Below are 18,980 nucleotides of genomic sequence, written 5' to 3'. Positions count from 1 at the left end.
TCTGGCAGGTCAACACGACAAGCCGCCACAAACGATGGCGCCGGCGAAAAGCCGCCGGTTCACGACACGTCATGCAACCAAAGTCTGATGGGTTCAGGCGATCTTGGCCTGGTCGCGGCCGGCGCCGATCAGCACCAGCATGGCGACGAGGAAGAGATATATCCAGGCATCGCGCCATTCGAGCGGGAAATAGCCGGCCCAGAGCGATTCCGCCATGCCGAAGGCGGCCGCGCCGAGTGCCGCGCGCAGCGGTGACAGATAGCCGCCAACGGCCGTCACGAACAGGATTTTCAGGCCGTAGACGAGGCCCGTGCCGAAGCTGATATTGCCGTAATAGAGGCCGGCGAGCACGCCGGCGAGCGCCGCGCAAAAGCCGCCGAACAGCACGGCGCGGCGGAACACCGCCCGCACATCGACACCGCACATCGCCGCCGCCTTCGGATCGTCGGAGACGGCGCGCCAGGCGCGGCCGAAGCTGGAATGGGAAAACAGCCATGCCGCCAGCGCCACCATTGCGACCACGCCGGCGCAGTCGAGCAACTGGATGACGGTGAGCGTGACCTTGAAGCCGTCGCCTTCGGCGAAAATGACGGGCGTGGCGAGCATCGGCGGCAGCCACAGATCATGCGTGTCGGCGGCGATGCGGCTGGCCTCCGACAGGAAGATCAGGATGCCCAGCGTCGTCACCACGATGGCGTTGGGCGAGCGGTCGGCCAGCCTTTCGAACACGCTGCGCGACAGAACATGGCTGATCAGCGCGGCATAGAGAAGGGCGGCAACCACGCCGAGCGCCACCGAGGCGCCCAGCGTCAGCCACAGCGCCTGATAGCCGAAGGCCGCGGTCAGGATCATCGTCTGGCCGCAAAAGGCGAACAGCGCGCCATAGGCGAGGTTGGTGCGGTGCAGGATGCCGTTGGTCAGCACATAGCCGAAGGCAAGCAGCGCATAGAGCGCGCCCGAATGCAGCCCGTTCAGCACCTGCTGGAAGAAATAAAGCATGCCGCTCCCACGGGTCGCATGACGCGACCCAGCCAAACCGTCGCATTCGGAATCTAACTTGTCAAATACGTTTTATCGGTTAGATTTCTCCCATGACCGTCTCCTGGACACCGCATCGCTTCACCGGTGGCATGCTTGCGCTCGATACCGCGAACACCGTGGTTTTGCGCAACGAACCGGACAAGACGTTCGATCGCTTCGACGATGCGGCCGAGATCGCCCGTTTCGCCGAAGCGGCAAGCGGCTTTCGCGCTGCCGAGCTTGGCGGCCGGCGGCTGCGGGCGCCGCAGCCGGACGGCATCAAGTCGACCGTCATCTCGATCCGTGAGACGACCGACCGCCTGTTCCGCCATGCCGTCTCGAACGGCGCGGTCGCGACCAGCCACCTGCCCGATTTCCTCACTGCCTGCGCCGGCGGCCTGTCCGGCAGCGCGACCGAGATCGGCACGCCAGGCCAGCCTTTTGGCGATCCGCAAACGCCGATGGCTTTCGAGGCGGCTTTGGCCGTCTCGGCGCTGTCGCTGCTGCGCGACGACACTGTGGCGCGGCTGAGGATCTGCCCCAATTGCAGCTGGCTGTTCGTCGACCGCAGCCGCAACTCGAGCCGCCTCTGGTGCGACATGGCCGTTTGCGGCAACCGCCAGAAGGCAAACCGCTATTACCGCCGCCGCACCGCGGCGAGGGAGGTCAGCAATGCTTAGGAAATTGTCGCGTTCGGCCCTGATTGGCGCCGCCTTGATTGCCGCCATCGCGCTCGGCGCCTGCCGCGACACCGGCGAGGACCAGCTTTTCGCCATCTCCGGCAAGCTGTTCGAGTTCAACTACCGGCTGGCCATCGCCACCTATGTCATCACGCTCAAGCCGCTGCGGCCGATGGTCGACGGCCAGGTCGCGGTCGTCAGCTTTCAGAACCCGGCGGGCGGCGATCCGTTGATCGTCAACCAGAAGATTTGGCCGAAGCTGCCGCACATCACGCTGACCAGCCCGCCGCTCTCCTGCGTGGTCAAGGACAAGCCCTATTCCGTCTCGATCCGCATCCAGGATGCCAGCGGCACGCTGTTGCAAAGCATCGACACCACCATGACCTCGTCCGAGGACCAGACCATGCTGCCGGACCGGCCGCTGGTGATCGGGCCGAATTACGAACTCAACCCCGATCTTGCCGACCATCCCGACGGCAAACTGCCCGGCGAGCCGAAGCCCAATTGCTCCAGGGCGAGCTGAAACGCGTAGCGCTCGCGAAATTTTTATTCTTCACGAAGCGGTTAGCATGATCTTGCGTGCGCTGCTTGCTGCTCGCCAGACCGTTTGTTGCGTGTTATTTGGCCCCAGCGATTTTGTTTGACCTCATCGCCAAGGGAAGAAAGACTGCGGCGTCCGACTCCGACGTTGGCCGCTTTTTTTGGGAAGCGCCGCCGCAGAGGAAATGCTTGATGACGCTGCACGACGTCGCGCTCGACGACAAGTTCGACCTTGGTAAGGAGCGCGTCTTCCTGTCCGGCGCCCAGGCTGTCGTTCGCATGCTTTTGATGCAGCGCGAGCGCGACCGCCGTGCCGGCCTCGACACGGCGGGCTTCGTCTCCGGCTATCGCGGCTCGCCGCTCGGCGGCCTCGACATGCAGCTTTGGCGGGCGAAGAAACAGCTTGCCGCCGCCGATATCGTCTTCCAGCCCGGTCTCAACGAAGAGCTCGCCGCCACCGCCTGCTGGGGCTCGCAGCAGACAGAACTGCTGGGCGAAGGCACGCATGACGGCGTCTTTTCGGTCTGGTACGGTAAGGGGCCGGGCGTCGATCGTTCCGGCGACGTCTTCCGCCACGCCAATCTGGCTGGTTCCTCCAAGCATGGCGGCGTGCTTGCCCTGATGGGCGACGACCACATGGCCGAATCCTCGACCAACGCGCACGCCACCGAATTCCTCTTCGTCGACACCATGGTGCCGATCCTCAATCCGGCCGGCGTCCAGGAGATCATCGACTACGGCCTCTACGGCTTTGCCATGTCACGTTTCGCCGGCACCTGGGCGGCGATCAAATGCGTCAAGGACAACATCGAATCGACGGCTTCGGTCGACGCCTCGATCGGACGGCTGAACATCGTCGTTCCCGAATTCGACATGCCGCCGGGCGGCCTCAACATCCGCCACGAGATCGACATGCTCGGCCAGGAGGAGCGGCTGCATGAGTATAAGCGCGCAGCCGCTTCCGCCTTCATCCACGCCAACGGCCTGAACCGCATCGTCTATTCCGGCGGCCGCAATCCTAAGCTCGGCGTCATCACCATTGGCAAGAGCTATCTCGATGTCCGCCAGGCGCTGGAGGATATCGGCATCGACGAAGCGGCCGCCAATCGCATAGGCATCCGCCTGTTCAAGGTCGGCTGTCCGTGGCCGCTCGACCTGCAGCACATCGCCGAGTTCGCCCGCGGCCTCGATGCCATCGTCGTCGTCGAGGAAAAGCGCTCGCTGATCGAGGTGCAACTGCGCGAAAACCTCTACGGCACCGCCACGCAGCCCATGATCGTCGGCAAGAAGGACGAACGCGGCGACTGGCTGTTCCCGGCCAAGGGCGCGCTCGACCCGAACGAAATCGCGATCGCGCTCGGCGAACGGATATTGCGCACCATCGGCCCGTCGGAAGAGATCGCCGCGCGCGTCGCCAAGCTGCGCCAGTTCCAGGCGATGCTTGCCGACACGCTCGACATCGGCTCGCGCACGCCCTTCTTCTGCTCGGGCTGCCCGCACAATTCCTCGACCAAGGTGCCGGACGGTTCGCTCGCCGCCGCCGGCATCGGCTGCCATTTCATGGCGCTGTGGATGGACCGGAACACCGTCGGCTTCACCGCCATGGGCGGCGAGGGCGCGCAATGGGTCGGCCAGGCTCCGTTCTCCAAGCGCGACCATATCTTCCAGAATCTCGGCGACGGCACCTACAACCATTCCGGCGTGCTGGCGATCCGCTTCGCGCTGTCCTCCGGCGCCAACATTACCTACAAGATCCTCTACAACGATGCGGTCGCCATGACCGGCGGCCAGCCGCATGAGGGTGGGCTCACCGTCGATATGATCGCCAGGCAAGTGCGTGCCGAGGGCGTCGACCGCATCGCCGTTGTCACCGACGAGCCGGACAAATATGCCGGCAAGGCCGAGTTCCCCGCAGGCATCACCATCCATCACCGAGACGATCTCGATCTCGTCCAGCGCGAGCTGCGCGACGTGAAGGGCATCTCGGTGCTGATCTACGACCAGACCTGCGCTGCGGAAAAGCGCCGCCGCCGCAAGCGCGGCACCTTTCCCGATCCCGACAAGCGCGTCTTCATCAACGAGCTGGTCTGCGAAGGCTGCGGCGATTGCGGCGTGCAGTCGAACTGCGTCTCGATCCAGCCGGTCGAGACCGAGTTCGGCCGCAAGCGCCGCATCGACCAGTCGAGCTGCAACAAGGATTTCTCCTGCGTCAACGGCTTCTGCCCGTCCTTCGTCACCGTGCATGGCGGCAAGATCCGCAAGGCCGAAGGCATTGCCGGCAAAGCCGATCCGCTCGAAGGCGTGCCGGCCCCGTCTGAATTCGCGATGGGAAATCAGGGCTGGGCGGCGATCATCGATGGCGTCGGCGGCACCGGCGTCGTCACTGTCGGCGCTGTGCTCGGCATGGCGGCGCATCTGGAAGGCAAGGGCTGCGGCATGATCGACATGGCCGGCCTTGCCCAGAAGGGCGGCTCGGTCTTCACCCATGTCCGCATCGCGCCGACGCCGGAGGAGATCCACGCCATCCGCGTCTCGGCCGGCAAGGCCGATCTCGTGCTCGGCTGCGATCTCATCGTCTCCGGCGCCAAGAAGGTGCTCGGCGCGGTGCGCGAGGGCCACACCATCTTCCTCGCCAACACCGCCGAGATCATGCCCGGCGAATTCACCCGGTCGGCCGACTTCTCGCTGCCGGTCGAGCGGCTGAAGAAGGCAATCCGCGCCGCCGCCGGCGAGGACAAGGCGCATTTCTTCGACGCCACACGCACGGCGACCGCGCTGTTCGGCAATTCGCTCGGCGCCAATATGTTCATGCTGGGCTTCGCGTTCCAGCATGGCGGCCTGCCGCTGTCGGCTGAAGCTGTTGAAAAGGCTATAGAATTGAACGGAGAAGCGGTGGCCATGAACGTCGCCGCTTTCCGCTGGGGCCGCCGCGCCGCGCACCAGCCGGATTTCGTGCGCAGCCTGGTCGCCCAGACCGGCAAGCCGGCGTCCAGGCCGGCCGAGACGCTGGACGAGGTCATCGCCCGCCGCGTCGCTTTCCTCACCGCCTACCAGAACGCCGCCTACGCCAGGCGGTATGCGACCCGCGTTGCCACGCTTCGCGCGGCGGAAGCCAAGGTCGCACCCGGTTCGACCGTTGTCGCCGAAGCCGCCGCGAAAAACCTCTTCAAGCTTATGGCGATCAAGGACGAATATGAGGTGGCGCGGCTCTATACCGACGGCAGCTTCGCCGCCGATCTCGCCAAACAGTTCCAGAGCTACGACAAGCTCGAATTCCATCTGGCGCCGCCGATCCTCGGCCGGCGCGGCAATGACGGCAGCCCCCGGAAATCGAGCTTCGGCCCGTGGATGATGAAGGGTTTTCGGCTGCTGGCGGCGCTGAAGCACCTGCGCGGCACCGCTTTCGACCTCTTCGGCTATACCGAGGAACGGCGCCTGGAGCGCCGGCAACTTGAGCAATACGAAGCCGATCTCGACCTTATCGCCGCGTCGCTTGCGCCGGGCAGGGTCGAAGCCGCCGCCGCTCTGGCGTCGGTGCCTTCGCTGATCCGCGGCTATGGCCATGTCAGGCGCGCCAGCGCGGCGAAGGCGGCGGATGAACGTTCCAGGCTTCTGGACCGCCTGCAAAAAGTGGTCGAGCCGGTGCTGCGGGCGGCCGAGTAATCGCGCCGGCTGGTTTCCCGGAGCTTAATTTCGACGGTTAATCTGCTGGCCTGTCCGGATCCACTTGCCGGACCGGTCGTTTCGACCACGCTGGTCTAAGCCTTTCTTAAGGCGGGTGTGTCATGACACGGCGTAGCGTTGGGCCGACGATATGGGCAGAGCAAAGACCGAAAGCATCCCAGCGGATGTTTACATCCAATTTGTGCGGTCGTTGTTCGACAACGCGTACATGCTGGTGATTGGCGGCGTGTGCTATTGGATCCTCGGATTCATGATCTACTTGCGCACGTACAATCCGTTGTTCCTGGCGTTTTCTTTTGTCTTGCTGGGCATCACCCTTTACCGGTACCTGGGCATTCGCAGCTTCCTGAAGGCGGGCGGCACGATCGCCGATGTCGAGGAAGCCCGGCGCTGGGAGCGCAACTACATACTCAAAGGCTCCTTGCAAGGCCTCTGCCTGGGCTCGCTGTGCTTCATATCGCTCTATGTATACCCGGATCCCTTCGCCGAACTGGCCGCGACATCGCTGACGATCGCAACGCTGGTCACGGTCGTCGGCCGCAATTACGGCTCTCCGCGCATGGTGCGGATTTTCTCCGTGCTGTTCATCGGGCCGGCAGCGCTCGGCCTGTTGCTGCGTATGGATGCCCCGTCGGTTCTGCTCGGACTGATGATCATCCCGCTGACCTTCGTCACCATCAACAGCGCCGACCATGTTCGCAACGTGCTCTTTTCCGCGGTCATTGGCCACAAGCAGGCCGGTAACCTGACGCGCAGGTTCGATAGGGCGCTCAACACCATGTCTCACGGCCTGGTCATGCTCGGCCCCGACGGGCGCGTGGCCGTGGCCAATGCCGAAGCCGCCCGTTTGATGTCGCTGAAATCGGGCGACGCCTTGCTCGGACGCTCCATTCACGGTCTTTTGATGCGCGGCGTCGCCGGCGGCATGCTGGCGCCGAAGGACTGCCGCTACATCGAAGCGCAGCTCACGCGCGCCTTGCGCGAGGGCCGCGACCGCAAGGTGCTGGTTTCGCTTGCCAACGGCCAGCACTACGAGTTTTCCGCCCGGGAGGGCAGCCTGGAACTCGGCGTCATCACCTTCGAGGATGTCACGGCGCGCGTCGAAGCCGAGGAAAAGATCCGCTTCATGGCGCGCTACGACAATTTGACCGGTCTGCCGAACCGCGCCTATTTCCACGAGCTGGTCGGCGAGGCCATGGCCTCCGGCGACCAGGACCGGCTCTGCGCCCTTGCGGTGCTCGATCTCGACGACTTCAAGAGCGTCAACGACACGCTGGGACATCCGGTCGGCGACGGGCTGATCTATGCGGTGGCCGAGCGGCTCGCGGCGGTCGCCGGGCCGGGCATCACCGTCAGCCGCTTCGGTGGCGACGAGTTCATGATCTTCTTCGACCGTGTCGAGGACGAGAGCCATCTGACCAACCTGCTCGACGAGCTCTTCGCCGATCTGCAGGGCGACGTCGATGTTGCCGGCCACGGTCTGCGCATCCAGTCGAGTGGCGGCGCGGTGCTGTCCAGGGTCAAGGACACAGACGCCGACGCCATGATCGTCAAGGCCGATCTTGCCCTCTACAAGGCCAAGGAGCTCGGCAAGAACAGCTGGCGGCTGTTCGAGGCGGCGATGGACGCCGCCTTCCGCAGCCGCCAATTGATGAAGGCCGATCTTCGCAATGCCGTGCAGGCCAAGGAATTGCGCGTAGTCTATCAGCCGATCGTCGCGGTGAACACGATGCGCATCGCCAGCTGCGAGGCGCTCTGCCGCTGGGATCACCCCGATCTTGGGCCTATCTCGCCCAGCATCTTCATCCCCCTGGCGGAGGAGATGGGTATCGTTTCCGACATTAGCACTTTCGTGCTGGAGGCGGCATGCGGCCAGTGCGCCAAATGGCCGGCGCAGACCAGCGTCTCTGTCAACCTGTCGGCCAAGGATTTCCGCAGCCGCAGCATCGTCCAGAAGGTCGCGGATGCCTTGGCCAAGTCAGGCCTGGCGGCGCACCGGCTCGAGATCGAAGTCACCGAGACCGCCTTGCTCGACGACAAATCGCTGACACGGGAATCGATCGAGGAGTTGAAAGCGCTGGGTGTACGCATCGCGCTCGACGATTTCGGCACCGGCTACTCCAGCCTGAGCTACCTTCACAAGCTGCCGCTCGACAAGATCAAGATCGACCGTTCCTTCCTGGTCGATCTAAACCAGAACCGGCAGTCGCTCGACCTTCTCAAGGGCATCGTCGGCCTGACCCGGACGCTGGGCCTTTCCGTCACCATCGAAGGCGTCGAGACCTTCGAGCAGTTGAAGACGCTCGTGCATTCGATCAAGCCGGACTTCGTCCAGGGCTTCCTCTTCGGCGCCGCGCTCAGCGCGTCGGGCATCGAAACGATGTCGAGCGTCACATGGCCTTTCGCCGCGGACCTGCGTATCGCCGGCAAACGGACTGCTGTCTAAGACATTCATATCCAACTGAGGCCGGGCCCAACCTCAATCTCGGCGAGCCTATAAGCAATCTCAGAAAAGCCTGCCCGCGGCGCCGCCTCAAGCGGCGCGATTTGCTTGTTTCGTCGGCAATATCGGCGAAAGGACCGCGGCCATTAAGGTTAACAAGCGGTAAATCCGCTCTCACGAATTTTCAACTTGTGTCTCATTTCAACTCGAATAGCCTATTCATAGGCGGAATTCGAGGACCGACTATGATCGATGCTGCGGCTAAAAGCGCTCCGGCGGGCGCCAGCGCTAAACGCGACTCCCTGCTCAACCGAACCATGATGGAATTGCTTGAGCATGTGGAATACCGCCTTATAGCCGGCGGCGAGGATCTGGAGGCGATCTACAGGCTTCGCTATCAATCCTATGTCCGCTCCGGCATGTGCGGTCCGCTCGCCAGCGGAATGTTCGAGGACAAGTGGGACAACCTGCCCAATTCCTACCGCTTCGGCGTCTATTGCTACGGCGAATTGGTCAGCACTTTGCGCTTTCACTATATCTCCAGCGAGCAGCCATACTCACCTTCGGTCGATGCCTATCCTGACGTGTTGCTGCCAAGGCTCGCCCGCGGCGAAACCTTCATCGACGGCACGCGCTTCGCAGCCGACCCTGACAACGCGCCGGCGCCTGGCGTGCTGCCTTTCCTGACGCTCAGGATCGCTATGGTCGCATCCTGCTACTTTGGCCAGGATTCGGTGCTGACGCCGGTCAAGGTCGAGCATTCCGCCTTCTATGCGCGCTTCTTCAACGCCGTGCAGCGCACCGAGGGCAGGATGTTCCCCGGTGTTCTTGCCCCGATCGCGCTGTTCGAAATACCGGCCGGCCAAAACATGCGCAACACGCTCGAACGGTTCCCCTTCTACCATTCGACGCCGATGGAACAGCGGCTGATGTTCGGCAATCCGGCCATCAACCGGCTGATGCCCGTGTCGATCGTCCCGACGGCGAAATACTACCGCGCCGCCGCCTGAACCTCTTCTTTCTATTTGTCGTCACGCAATTCCGGACCGAAGGCTGCGGCGAAGTTGCCGAGCCCGACCGCTACACACTTTTCCTTGAATTGCCTCGCTGCGGTGAACCTTTCCAGCGCTGCTCCGTTATGAGGCGGCCCGGCAGAACTGCAGCAAAGGAAACCGAAATGACCATCCACTCGCTCGCGCTCACCCCTCTGATCTCGCTGATCGCCGGCGTTTTGATCCTGATCATGCCGCGGCTGCTCAACTACATCGTCGCGCTCTATTTGATCCTCGTCGGCGTGCTCGGCCTGTTCCCGCATCTCGCCGGCTAATCAGGATTCCGATCGGCCCACGGCGACCGGCAGGGCCACTTCCAATTTCAACTTTCGTTTGAGGCTGTTGTCGCCGGTTGTGCGGCAATAGCGCCATTGCTCTGCGTCCAGCTTTTCGCTATGTGCCTCAAAGGCATTTTCGAAGGGGTATTCCTATGGCTGATCACACGCCGACCGGTCCTGTCGAACTGGGCGCTGCAATGGACTACGCCGAGCACGACCGCACCTATAAGGGCTTCCTCGGGCTTGCTAAATACGGCTCGCTCTTTTGCGCGGCCATCCTCATTGCCATGGCCTTCGGCTTCTTCGTCGGCGGCTTCTTCTCGGCCACCATCGTGTTCCTTCTGGTCATGGCGGTCGGCGCTCTCATTCTGCGGTAGCAGCTTCCAGCCCATTGTCCTCGACGTCGCCGGACGTCCGGCCGACGCCTTGCGCAATCAAGGTTCCAGCCGAAAGGATTCATCCGGTGGGACAGACGATATTCATCCCTCGCGAGCTTGACCCGAACGAGCCGCGCGTCGCGGCCTCGCCGGAGACGGTCAAGCGGCTGGCGGGCCTGGGTTTCGACGTGATCGTCGAAAAGGGCGCCGGCCAGGGCTCGCGCATCACCGACCAGGACTTTGCCGGCGCGGGCGCCTCGATCGGCTCGGCCGGCGATGCAGGGAAGGCCGATGTGGTGCTGAAAGTGCGCCGGCCGACCGACGCCGAGCTGAAGGCTTACAAATCCGGCGCCGTCGTCATCGCCATCATGGATCCCTATGGCAACGACGCCGCCGTCGCCGCCATGGCCAAGGCCGGCATTACCGCGTTCTCGATGGAATTCATGCCGCGCATCACGCGCGCCCAGTCGATGGACGTTTTGTCTTCGCAGGCCAATCTCGCCGGCTACCAGGCGGTGATCGACGCCGCGGCCGAATATGACCGCGCCCTGCCGATGATGATGACGGCGGCCGGCACCGTGCCGGCGGCGAAGACCTTCATCATGGGCGTCGGCGTCGCCGGCCTGCAGGCGATCGCCACCGCGCGCCGGCTCGGCGCTGTCGTCACCGCCACCGACGTGCGGCCGGCGGTGAAGGAGCAGGTGCAGTCGCTCGGCGCGAAATTCCTGGCGGTCGAGGACGAGGAGTTCAAGGCGGCCGAAACGGCCGGCGGCTACGCCAAGGAAATGTCGAAGGAATACCAGGCCAAGCAGGCGGCGCTCACCGCCGAGCACATCGCCAAGCAGGACATCGTCATCACCACCGCGCTGATCCCGGGGCGGCCGGCGCCGAAGCTGGTCTCGGCCGCCATGGTCGCCTCGATGAAGCCGGGTTCCGTGATCGTCGATCTCGCTGTCGAGCGCGGCGGCAATGTCGAGGGCGCGGTGCCGGGCAAGGTCGTGACGACGCAAAACGGTGTCAAGATCGTCGGCCATCTCAACGTTCCCGGCCGCGTCGCCGCGTCGGCTTCGTTGCTCTACGCCAAGAACCTTTACGCCTTCCTCGAGACCATGGTCGACAAGGCGGCGAAGGCGCTTGCCGTCAAGCGCGACGACGAGTTGGTCAAGGCGACGATGCTGACCGACGCTGGCCAGGTCGTGCATCCGAACTTCGCCAAGGCGGCTGAGCAGCCGCGCACCGAACCTGCGGCCATTCCGGCGACGACCATGGTTGCCGATGCCTCGGCCAAGCCCGCCGCCAAGAAAGCAGCGACAAAGAAGGCCGCCGCCAAGTCGCCCTCGTCCAAGTCAGAAGGGACCGCGTGATGGACGCCCTCCAGAAAGCCCTCGATCAGCTCGATCAAGCGACCGCCGCCGTCAAGCTTGCGGTGCAGAACGCCGCCACCGCGCCGGGCGCCGAGGCTGCCGGCAATGCCGCCCATGCGCTCTCCGGCGGCGCCGTCGATCCTTTCGTCTTTCAGTTCGCCATCTTCGTGCTGGCGATCTTCGTCGGCTACTATGTCGTCTGGTCGGTGACGCCGGCGCTGCACACGCCGCTGATGGCCGTGACCAACGCCATTTCCTCGGTCATCGTCGTCGGCGCGCTGCTTGCCGTCGGCCTCTCGGCCTCCGGGCTTGCCGCCGGCTTCGGCTTCGTCGCCCTGGTGCTGGTCTCGGTCAATATCTTCGGCGGCTTCCTGGTCACCCAGCGCATGCTCGCCATGTACAAGAAGAAGGACAAGTGACGGCGTTCTCCGGCGTCGTTCGCGTTTTTGGGGGAGGGAGTGCGATGTTGAGAACGCTGCTTGCTCTCTGGCTTGCCGCCTTTGTCGCTGTCGGGGCCGGGTGGGCTCGCACGCCGACGGATATCGAAAAACAAGCTCTGTCCGCCACGGTTGAAGAATTCAAGGCCGCTTTCGGAGCCAACGACATGGGGCATGTCTTCGGCATGACGTCCCCCAAAATTCTGGACTACATTGCAACATCGAGCGGTCTGACCATCGATCAGTTGCAAACACAGATGCAGGCGGCCTGGGCCGATGTGCAAAAGCGCGTGACTGTCGAGTCGTTCAGGATGGATCTGGCCGCCGTACGATATCTTGAGAGGGAAGACGGAACGCCTTACGCCTTTCTTCCCACCGAAACGGTCATGAGCGTCGACAAGGATGGGCACAAGCAGCGCTTTGTTGCCCACAGCCAGACACTGGCGCTTCTCGAAGGCAGCCAATGGTATCTGGTTCGGGTCGATGAGCCCAAGCAATTGACGATAGTAAGGAAAATCTACCCTGAATTCGAAAAGGTCGAATTCCCGCAGGGTACAATGGAGGCACTGGACTAAGCCATGACCGTCAATCTCGCCTCCTTCCTCTATCTGATCTCCGGCATCCTGTTCATCCTGGCGTTGCGTGGCCTGTCGCATCCGACCACCAGCCGCCAGGGCAATCTCTACGGGATGATCGGCATGGCGATCGCCATCGCCACCACGCTGGCCTATGCCAAGCCATCGGCCGCCAGCCTCGGCTTGATCGTGCTGGGCTTGGCCATCGGCGGCGGCATCGGCGCCGTCACCGCGCGCCGCATCGCCATGACCTCGATGCCGCAGCTGGTCGCCGCCTTCCACTCCCTCGTCGGCTTCGCCGCCGTCATGGTGGCCGCCGCCGCCATGTATGCGCCGGAAAGTTTCGGCATCGGCACCGCGGGCGACATCCACGCCGAGGCGCTGATCGAGATGAGCCTTGGCGTCGCCATCGGCGCCATCACCTTCACCGGCTCGGTCATCGCCTTTTTGAAACTCGACGGCCGCATGTCCGGCAAACCGATCATGATCGGCGGCCGCCACCTCATCAACATCGTCCTCGGCCTCGCTTTGGTCGTGCTGATCGTGCTTCTGGTCACCACCGAGGCCAAGCTCGTCTTCTGGCTGATCGTCGCCGCTTCGCTGGTGCTCGGCGTGCTCTTGATCATCCCGATCGGCGGCGCCGACATGCCGGTCGTGGTGTCGATGCTGAATTCCTATTCGGGCTGGGCGGCGGCAGCACTCGGCTTCACGCTCGGCAACCTGGCGCTGATCATCACCGGCGCGCTGGTTGGCTCGTCGGGCGCCATCCTGTCCTACATCATGTGCAAGGGCATGAACCGCTCCTTCATATCGGTCATCCTCGGCGGCTTCGGCGGAGAGACTGCGGCAGCCGCCGACGACGGCATCGAGCGCACCGTCAAGCAGGGCTCGGCCGACGACGCCGCCTATCTGATGATGAACGCGCAGAAGGTCATCATCGTGCCGGGTTACGGCATGGCGGTCGCCCAGGCGCAGCACGCGCTGCGCGAAATGGCCGACAAGCTCAAGGCCAATGGCGTCGAGGTGAAATACGCCATCCACCCGGTCGCCGGCCGCATGCCCGGCCACATGAACGTGCTGTTGGCCGAGGCCAACGTGCCCTATGACGAAGTGTTCGAGCTGGAGGACATCAACTCCGAATTCGCGCAGGCCGACGTCGCCTATGTCATCGGCGCCAACGACGTCACCAACCCGTCCGCGCGCGACGACAAGTCCTCGCCGATCTACGGCATGCCGATCCTCGACGTCGACAAAGCCCGCACCTGCCTGTTCGTCAAGCGCTCGCTTGGCTCCGGCTATGCCGGCATCGACAACACGCTGTTCTACAAGGACGGCACCATGATGCTGCTCGGCGACGCCAAGAAGATGACCGAGGAAATCGTCAAGGCGTTTGATCACTAAGCCGCAACCTTCCGACGGAAGGTTGTCGGCCTGTCCGCAACCTTCCGACACAAGGTCGTCGGCCTACCCGCGACCCTCTGCAAGATGGTTGTCGGCTGACGTATCGGAATCGAAAGCCCGGCGCGAGCCGGGCTTTCTTGTGAGCGCGGGTTTGCGCCCGGCTGTCAGAATTTGATGTCCAGATCGGCCCGGAAGGCGTGGTTGCGGGTCTCCCGTGCGACCTGGCCGTTGTAGGTGATGCCAAGCCTTGCAGCGGGAGTGATGGCAAAGTCCAGTCCGGCCTCCAGTATGGCGCTGTCGCTGGCGATAGGCGCGCCGGTGACGGTGAAGGAAGCGGAGCCCTCGAATGCCTGGGTGATCGCTGGCGCGGTGTCGCCATAGGCATGCAGCCAGCCGATCGTGCCGTGCCCCGTGGCCCTCAGGCCGCCGAGATCGAAATCACCGGAAGCGCGTAAGCCCAGCGTGGTGAAGGTAACGTCGTTGGAGCCGCCTTCGACGTTCAGCGCGGCGGCGCCGCCATGTTCGCTGAAACCATCGGTGTCGAGATCGACATAGGCAAGGTTGGCGAACGGCTCCAGCGCAATGCCGCCCGCCTTGATCGTGTAGCCGAGTTCGCCGAAGACCTGGGTCGTGCCGGCTCGGTAGCTGCCGCTCAGATTGTCGGCGAAGTCGGGGAAGGCCACGGAGCGGCCGGTATCGATCTTGCTCCAGCTGTAGGCGAGGCCAGTACGCAAGGCGAGTGCGCCCCATTCGGCGCCGCCATAGACGCCCAGGTGATAGTTGTCGCTCGAAGCCGAGCTGTCGCCGCGATCGGTCTTGAAGCTGGAATGGCTGTAGCCGGCAAGCATGCCGAGCAGCCAGTCGTCGGTGACGAAACCGTCGGCACCGGTAACCAAGCCACCGGTCGAATGCGAGAGCTTGGCCGTATTGCCGTCGCCGTCGATGCTGCCCCAGGAGCCGAAAGCAGAACCCCAGGCGGCGAAGCGTTCGGTGGGGATAGCCGCCGTCGTCAGCGAGGCGTCGTCGCCATAGGCCATAATCGGCAACGGCGCGGGGCTGGTGCCATTGAACGCCGCATCCAGCCGGCTTCCGATAGCATCGCGCAGCTTCTGGCTGTCGGTGATCAACCCGCTGACGGTCGAGCCGTGGATTTCGCCCGACAGCTGGTCGAATGCGGCGCCCCCCTCGTCGGCCGACAGCGACAGAAGCTTGTTGTAGAGCACCAGGGAAGGGCCGCTCTGCTCCAGCGTGTCCAGCGCGGCCCCTGTCTGCTTGCCGTTCGGGCTGTCGGCAATGGACGCGAAGGACGCGTCTTTCGTCCTCGCGATCGTGAGGTCGACGCTGTTGGCGTCCTGCGAAAGCTGGGCGGAGAGGAAGGCCGACTTCGACAGCACGGTCGGATCGAAGCTGCCGTCGATGCCGCCGGTGGCGGTCAGGATCGTGTAGGTCTGGCCCGTCTTGTAGCTGGTCCGGCTGTCCAGCGCCCTCACTTCGACCTGGCCGCCGCCAAGCGTCGCCTTGCCATCGGCCGCGATCCTGTCGCTCGATCCGTTGCCTGCGATCTCGACCGCGAAGATCGATCCCGCCGCCAGCGTCACGTCACCGGTGACGGTCAGCGTGCCGATTGAATTGCCAGGGCCGACGGCGCCGCCTTGGTTGACGGTCAGGCCACTGATCGTGCCGATGCCGCCAAGGCTACCGCCATTGCCGACCGTCACGGCGCTGGCGAGGCTTGCGCCGGCATGGCTGTCGTCGCCGATGATGAGCTTGCCGCCGCTGACCGTGGTCTCGCCAGTATAGGTGTTGACGCCGTTCAGCGTCAGCGTGCCGCTTTCGAGCGTCAGCCCGCCGCCCGACTGGATCGAGGCGCAACTCGTTCCATCTGTGCCGCAATCGCTGATCGACCCGTCGAAAGCGCCATTCGCATTCGTGATGTGCAGTTCGATGTCGCCGAGATAGACGGCGCCGCCGCCGGTCAGCGATTTGACCGATACGCCCGCCGTCGCGGTGCTGGCCGAGATATCGAGGACACCGTCGGCTGCGACCTCGCTCGATGCCGCCAGACTGCCTTCATCGGAGAGCTGGAGCTCGCCGCCGTCCTGGATCCTGGTCGAGCCGGTGAAGCTGTTCGCGCCGCGTAGCTCCAGCGAAGCGCCGTCGGCGACCACCAGGCTGCCGCCTGTCCCGTTGCCAAGGCCGCCGTCTTGGATGACGCCGGCGAACAGTGAATCGCGGGTTATGGTAAGGGTCTTCGCGCCAAGCGCGATCGTCGAGTTCCCGGCAATGTCGCTGACCTCGGTAACGCTGGCGCCGCTGTTGGCCTGCGAGATGTCGAGCGTTCCGCCGCCCTGGCCGAAGCTGATCATCGCCGAAGAAGCGATCGAGCCGCCGCCTTTGATCGCCAGGGTGGCGCCGCTATCGATATAGGTCGCGCCGGTATAGGTGTTGGCGCCGGCGAGATCGGTGGTCCCCGAGCCGAGGAAGGTCAGCGTGCCGCCGCCGGTCGTGCCGTCGGTTATTGTGCCGGTCAGCGTGAAAGCGTTGCCGTCATTGTCGATCGACGAGCCCTTGGCGCTGACCGCGATATCGTTGTCGACAGTGTAGGAGCCGCCCGCCTGCAAGGTGGCGCCGTCCAGCGTCACAGTGCCGGTGCCGAGTGCCGAGGACACGATCGCGCCATGGCTGCCGATTGTATCGACGCCGACGACGATCGTGCCCGCACTGATCAGGCTGCCACCCGAATAGGTGTTGGCGCCGGTAAGCTCGGTTGTCCCCGTACCCAGGAAGGTCAGCATGCCGCCGCCGGTCGTGCCGTCGGTCACGGTGCCCGACAGCGTGAAGGCGTTGCCGTTGTTGTCGATCGAAGCGCCCTTGGCGCTCACCGCGATATCGTTGGCGACGGTGTAGGAGCCGCCCGCTTGCAAGGTGGCGCCGTCAAGTGTGACGCCGCCCGTGCCGAGTGCCGAGGACACGATCGCGCCATGGCTGCCGACCGTATCAGTGTCGACGACGACCGTGCCCGCGCTGATCCGGCTGCCACCCGAATAGGTGTTGGCGCCGGTAAGCTCGGTCGTTCCCGCACCCAGAAAGGTCAACGTGCCGCCGCCGGTCGTGCCGTCGGTAATGGTACCGGTCAGCGTGAAGACATTGCCGTTGTTGTCGATCGAAGCGCCTTTGGCGGTAACCGCGATGTCGTTGGCGACGGTATAGGAGCCGCCGGCCTGCAAGGTGCCGCCATCAAGTGTGACATCGCCCGTGCCGAGCGCGGAGGACACAATTGCGCCATGGCTGCCGATTGTGTCGGCGCCGACGACGATCGTGCCGGCGCTGACCAGCGTGCCGCCCGAATAGGTGTTCGCGCCCGAAAGCGTCAGCGCGCCGTTGCCGGTCTTGTCCAGCGAGAACGAACCGCCGGATTCGGAAATCGCTCCCGACTGTTCGGCCGAGCCGCTGTCGACATTGAGCTTGGTGCCGTCGGCGTCGAGCTCGATCGGATTGGCCACGCTGATGCCGTCGGCATAATCGATGGTCGCACCGAGCGACGTGATGGCGCCCGTGCCGGCCGCGCTGCTGTTGCCGAGACGGACCCGGCTCTGGACGGACATGCCGCCAGAGAAAGTGTTGGCGCCGTTCAGCACCACCGTGCCGCCGGTGATCGCGATCGCCGCGCCGCAACCCGGGCCGACCGCGCAGCCGGCGCCGTAGCTCTGGCCGGTCGGCAGGCTGGACTGGCTGTCGTCGGCGATCGTGCCGTTGATGGTCAGTGTGCCGGTCGGGTTGAAGGTGGTCACGGTGCCCGACATCAGGAAGAGATCGCTGCCGGCGCTTGCGCCGGCCGTGTAACCGCCGCCGGCCGTTGCCGAGCCGCCTTCGAACGAGCCGTCGGCAATGGTGATGGACGCGCCGGAGCGCACGAAAACCGCGCCGCCGAAACCAGCTCCGCCGCCGCCCGACTGGTAGGCGTAGCCGCCACCGATGCCGGGCGTGCCTGGACCGCGCATGTAGCCATACCCGCCGCCGGCGCCGCCGCCGAAACCGCCATTGCCGCCGTTGCCCCACGCGCCCATGCCGCCGCCGCCGCCGCCGAAGCCGCCGCTGCCCGCGGTCCCGAAGCTGGTGGTGTCGCCGCCGCCGCCGCCGAAGTCGCCGCCGTTGCCGGCACGGCCGCCGTCCGACGCGCCGCCGCCACCGCCGCCTTCCGTGCCGTCGCTGTTGGGGTTGCCGCCCATGCCGGTCGGCAGGCCGCCGCCGCCGCCATTGGGGCCGGCGCCCCCATTGATGCCGCCGCCCTGGCCGGCTCCGTTGGAGCCGCCATCGCCGCCCGGCCCGGTGCCGCCAACGGACGGCGGGCTGCCATAAAGGGCCACGGGAGCGCCGCCGCCTCCGCTGTAACCGCCGCCGCCGCCGCCCGTGCTTTGACCGCCGCCGCCACCGCCACCGCCCAGTCCGCCGCCGCCACCGCCGCCCGATGTTCCACCGCCCGGCACGCGAACGCCGCCATTGCCGCCGGTGGCGCTGTTGTCGGCGAAGTCCACATTGGCGATGGTAAGGGAACCGTTGTTGACGAAGATCGCACCGCCGGCGCCCATGCCGCCGCCGCCGCCCGCGCCACCGCCGTCATAGCTGGCGCCATTGCCATTGCCGCCGTCGCCGCCCTTGGCCGCGCCGCCTTTCAGCGTCACATTCTCGATCGAGACGGCCGGCACGGCATCCTTGCTGTCGAGGAAGAAGATGCGGTTGTTGCCTTGCGCGTCGATCGTATGACCCTGGCCGTCGATGGACACATTGGTCAGGACCGGCGGCAGCAGCGTCGTGCCGAGCGCGATGTCGTTCTGCAGAATGATACGGTCGCCGCTCGAGGCATTGCTGATCGCGCTGGAGAGGCTGGCCGCGTCGCTGACCATGATGTCGGCGGCTCTCGCCTGCGACTGCACGGCAACCAGCGCCGTGCATGCCATGAGCGAGCGAAAAAGGATGGAAGTGGCGGTGTTCGGCAAGACCCTGTCTCCATGCTGACAGGGATCATCCAGATAGCCCAAACTATTATCGAAACCAGCAAGATATTAGACAAACGCAAAGTCGTGCCAGAAAAAGTCAGAGGGCGCCCGGCCAGGCCAACCAGGCGATTA

13 protein-coding genes are annotated in these 18,980 nt (G+C 64.7%); 11 read left to right on the top strand and 2 right to left on the bottom strand.

The features are described from left to right. Positions 1-93: 93 nt before the first annotated feature. Entirely contained in the window at positions 94-999 is a 906-nt protein-coding gene (locus tag FJ988_RS02855) for a branched-chain amino acid ABC transporter permease (protein ID WP_140815213.1), read from the bottom strand. A gap of 92 nt (positions 1,000-1,091) precedes the next feature. On the opposite strand from FJ988_RS02855, the gene FJ988_RS02850 reads away from it, so the two are divergent. From FJ988_RS02850 to FJ988_RS02800, 11 genes are all read left to right on the top strand, one after another. Beyond that, complete coding sequence (locus FJ988_RS02850; protein ID WP_140815212.1) at positions 1,092-1,700, top strand: CGNR zinc finger domain-containing protein; 609 nt, start codon at positions 1,092-1,094, stop codon at positions 1,698-1,700. Next, positions 1,693-2,223, top strand: a complete 531-nt coding sequence (locus FJ988_RS02845; protein WP_140815211.1) for a hypothetical protein — start codon at positions 1,693-1,695, stop codon at positions 2,221-2,223. The genes FJ988_RS02850 and FJ988_RS02845 overlap by 8 nt, the downstream gene beginning before the upstream one ends. 113 nt (positions 2,224-2,336) lie before the next feature. Next, positions 2,337-5,903 carry an indolepyruvate ferredoxin oxidoreductase family protein gene (locus tag FJ988_RS02840; RefSeq protein ID WP_407067700.1) on the top strand — a complete coding sequence of 1,189 codons (3,567 nt, stop codon included), beginning with the start codon at positions 2,337-2,339 and terminating at the stop codon, positions 5,901-5,903. Positions 5,904-6,054: 151 nt separating this feature from the next. Continuing rightward, positions 6,055-8,370: a bifunctional diguanylate cyclase/phosphodiesterase gene (locus tag FJ988_RS02835; RefSeq protein ID WP_140815209.1), complete on the top strand. Its 2,316-nt coding sequence runs from the start codon at positions 6,055-6,057 to the stop codon at positions 8,368-8,370. Positions 8,371-8,612: 242 nt separating this feature from the next. Beyond that, positions 8,613-9,377 (top strand): N-acyl amino acid synthase FeeM domain-containing protein, encoded by a 765-nt coding sequence (locus FJ988_RS02830; RefSeq protein ID WP_140815208.1) that lies wholly within the window; start codon positions 8,613-8,615, stop codon positions 9,375-9,377. Between the two features lie 167 nt (positions 9,378-9,544). Then, positions 9,545-9,694, top strand: coding sequence for a DUF3096 domain-containing protein (locus FJ988_RS02825; RefSeq protein WP_140815207.1), 150 nt, complete (start codon positions 9,545-9,547; stop codon positions 9,692-9,694). 155 nt (positions 9,695-9,849) lie between these two features. Further along, complete coding sequence (locus FJ988_RS02820; RefSeq protein ID WP_140815206.1) at positions 9,850-10,074, top strand: aa3-type cytochrome c oxidase subunit IV; 225 nt, start codon at positions 9,850-9,852, stop codon at positions 10,072-10,074. An 86-nt stretch (positions 10,075-10,160) separates the two neighbouring features. Then, a complete protein-coding gene (locus tag FJ988_RS02815) occupies positions 10,161-11,438 on the top strand; it encodes a Re/Si-specific NAD(P)(+) transhydrogenase subunit alpha (RefSeq protein ID WP_140815205.1) in 1,278 nt (425 codons plus the stop codon). Beyond that, the gene (locus FJ988_RS02810) at positions 11,438-11,857 is read left to right on the top strand and encodes a proton-translocating transhydrogenase family protein (protein WP_140815204.1); all 420 of its coding nucleotides are present in this window, start codon (positions 11,438-11,440) and stop codon (positions 11,855-11,857) included. The genes FJ988_RS02815 and FJ988_RS02810 overlap by 1 nt, the downstream gene beginning before the upstream one ends. Before the next feature lie 44 nt (positions 11,858-11,901). Beyond that, on the top strand, positions 11,902-12,450 hold the full coding sequence (locus FJ988_RS02805) for a hypothetical protein (protein WP_140815203.1): 549 nt from the start codon (positions 11,902-11,904) through the stop codon (positions 12,448-12,450). Between the two features lie 3 nt (positions 12,451-12,453). Then, positions 12,454-13,851, top strand: coding sequence for an NAD(P)(+) transhydrogenase (Re/Si-specific) subunit beta (locus FJ988_RS02800; protein ID WP_140815202.1), 1,398 nt, complete (start codon positions 12,454-12,456; stop codon positions 13,849-13,851). Between the two features lie 164 nt (positions 13,852-14,015). Here FJ988_RS02800 and FJ988_RS30735 read toward each other — a convergent pair whose 3' ends face one another. Beyond that, the gene (locus FJ988_RS30735; protein WP_181183394.1) at positions 14,016-18,848 is read right to left on the bottom strand and encodes an autotransporter domain-containing protein; all 4,833 of its coding nucleotides are present in this window, start codon (positions 18,846-18,848) and stop codon (positions 14,016-14,018) included. Between the last annotated feature and the right edge of the window lie 132 nt (positions 18,849-18,980).

Origin of the sequence: Mesorhizobium sp. CU3, from assembly GCF_006442965.1 — a bacterium.
Taxonomy (GTDB): domain Bacteria; phylum Pseudomonadota; class Alphaproteobacteria; order Rhizobiales; family Rhizobiaceae; genus Mesorhizobium.
The sequence above is the reverse complement of the archived record's forward strand: the minus strand, read 5'-3'. Positions and strand labels throughout refer to the sequence as shown.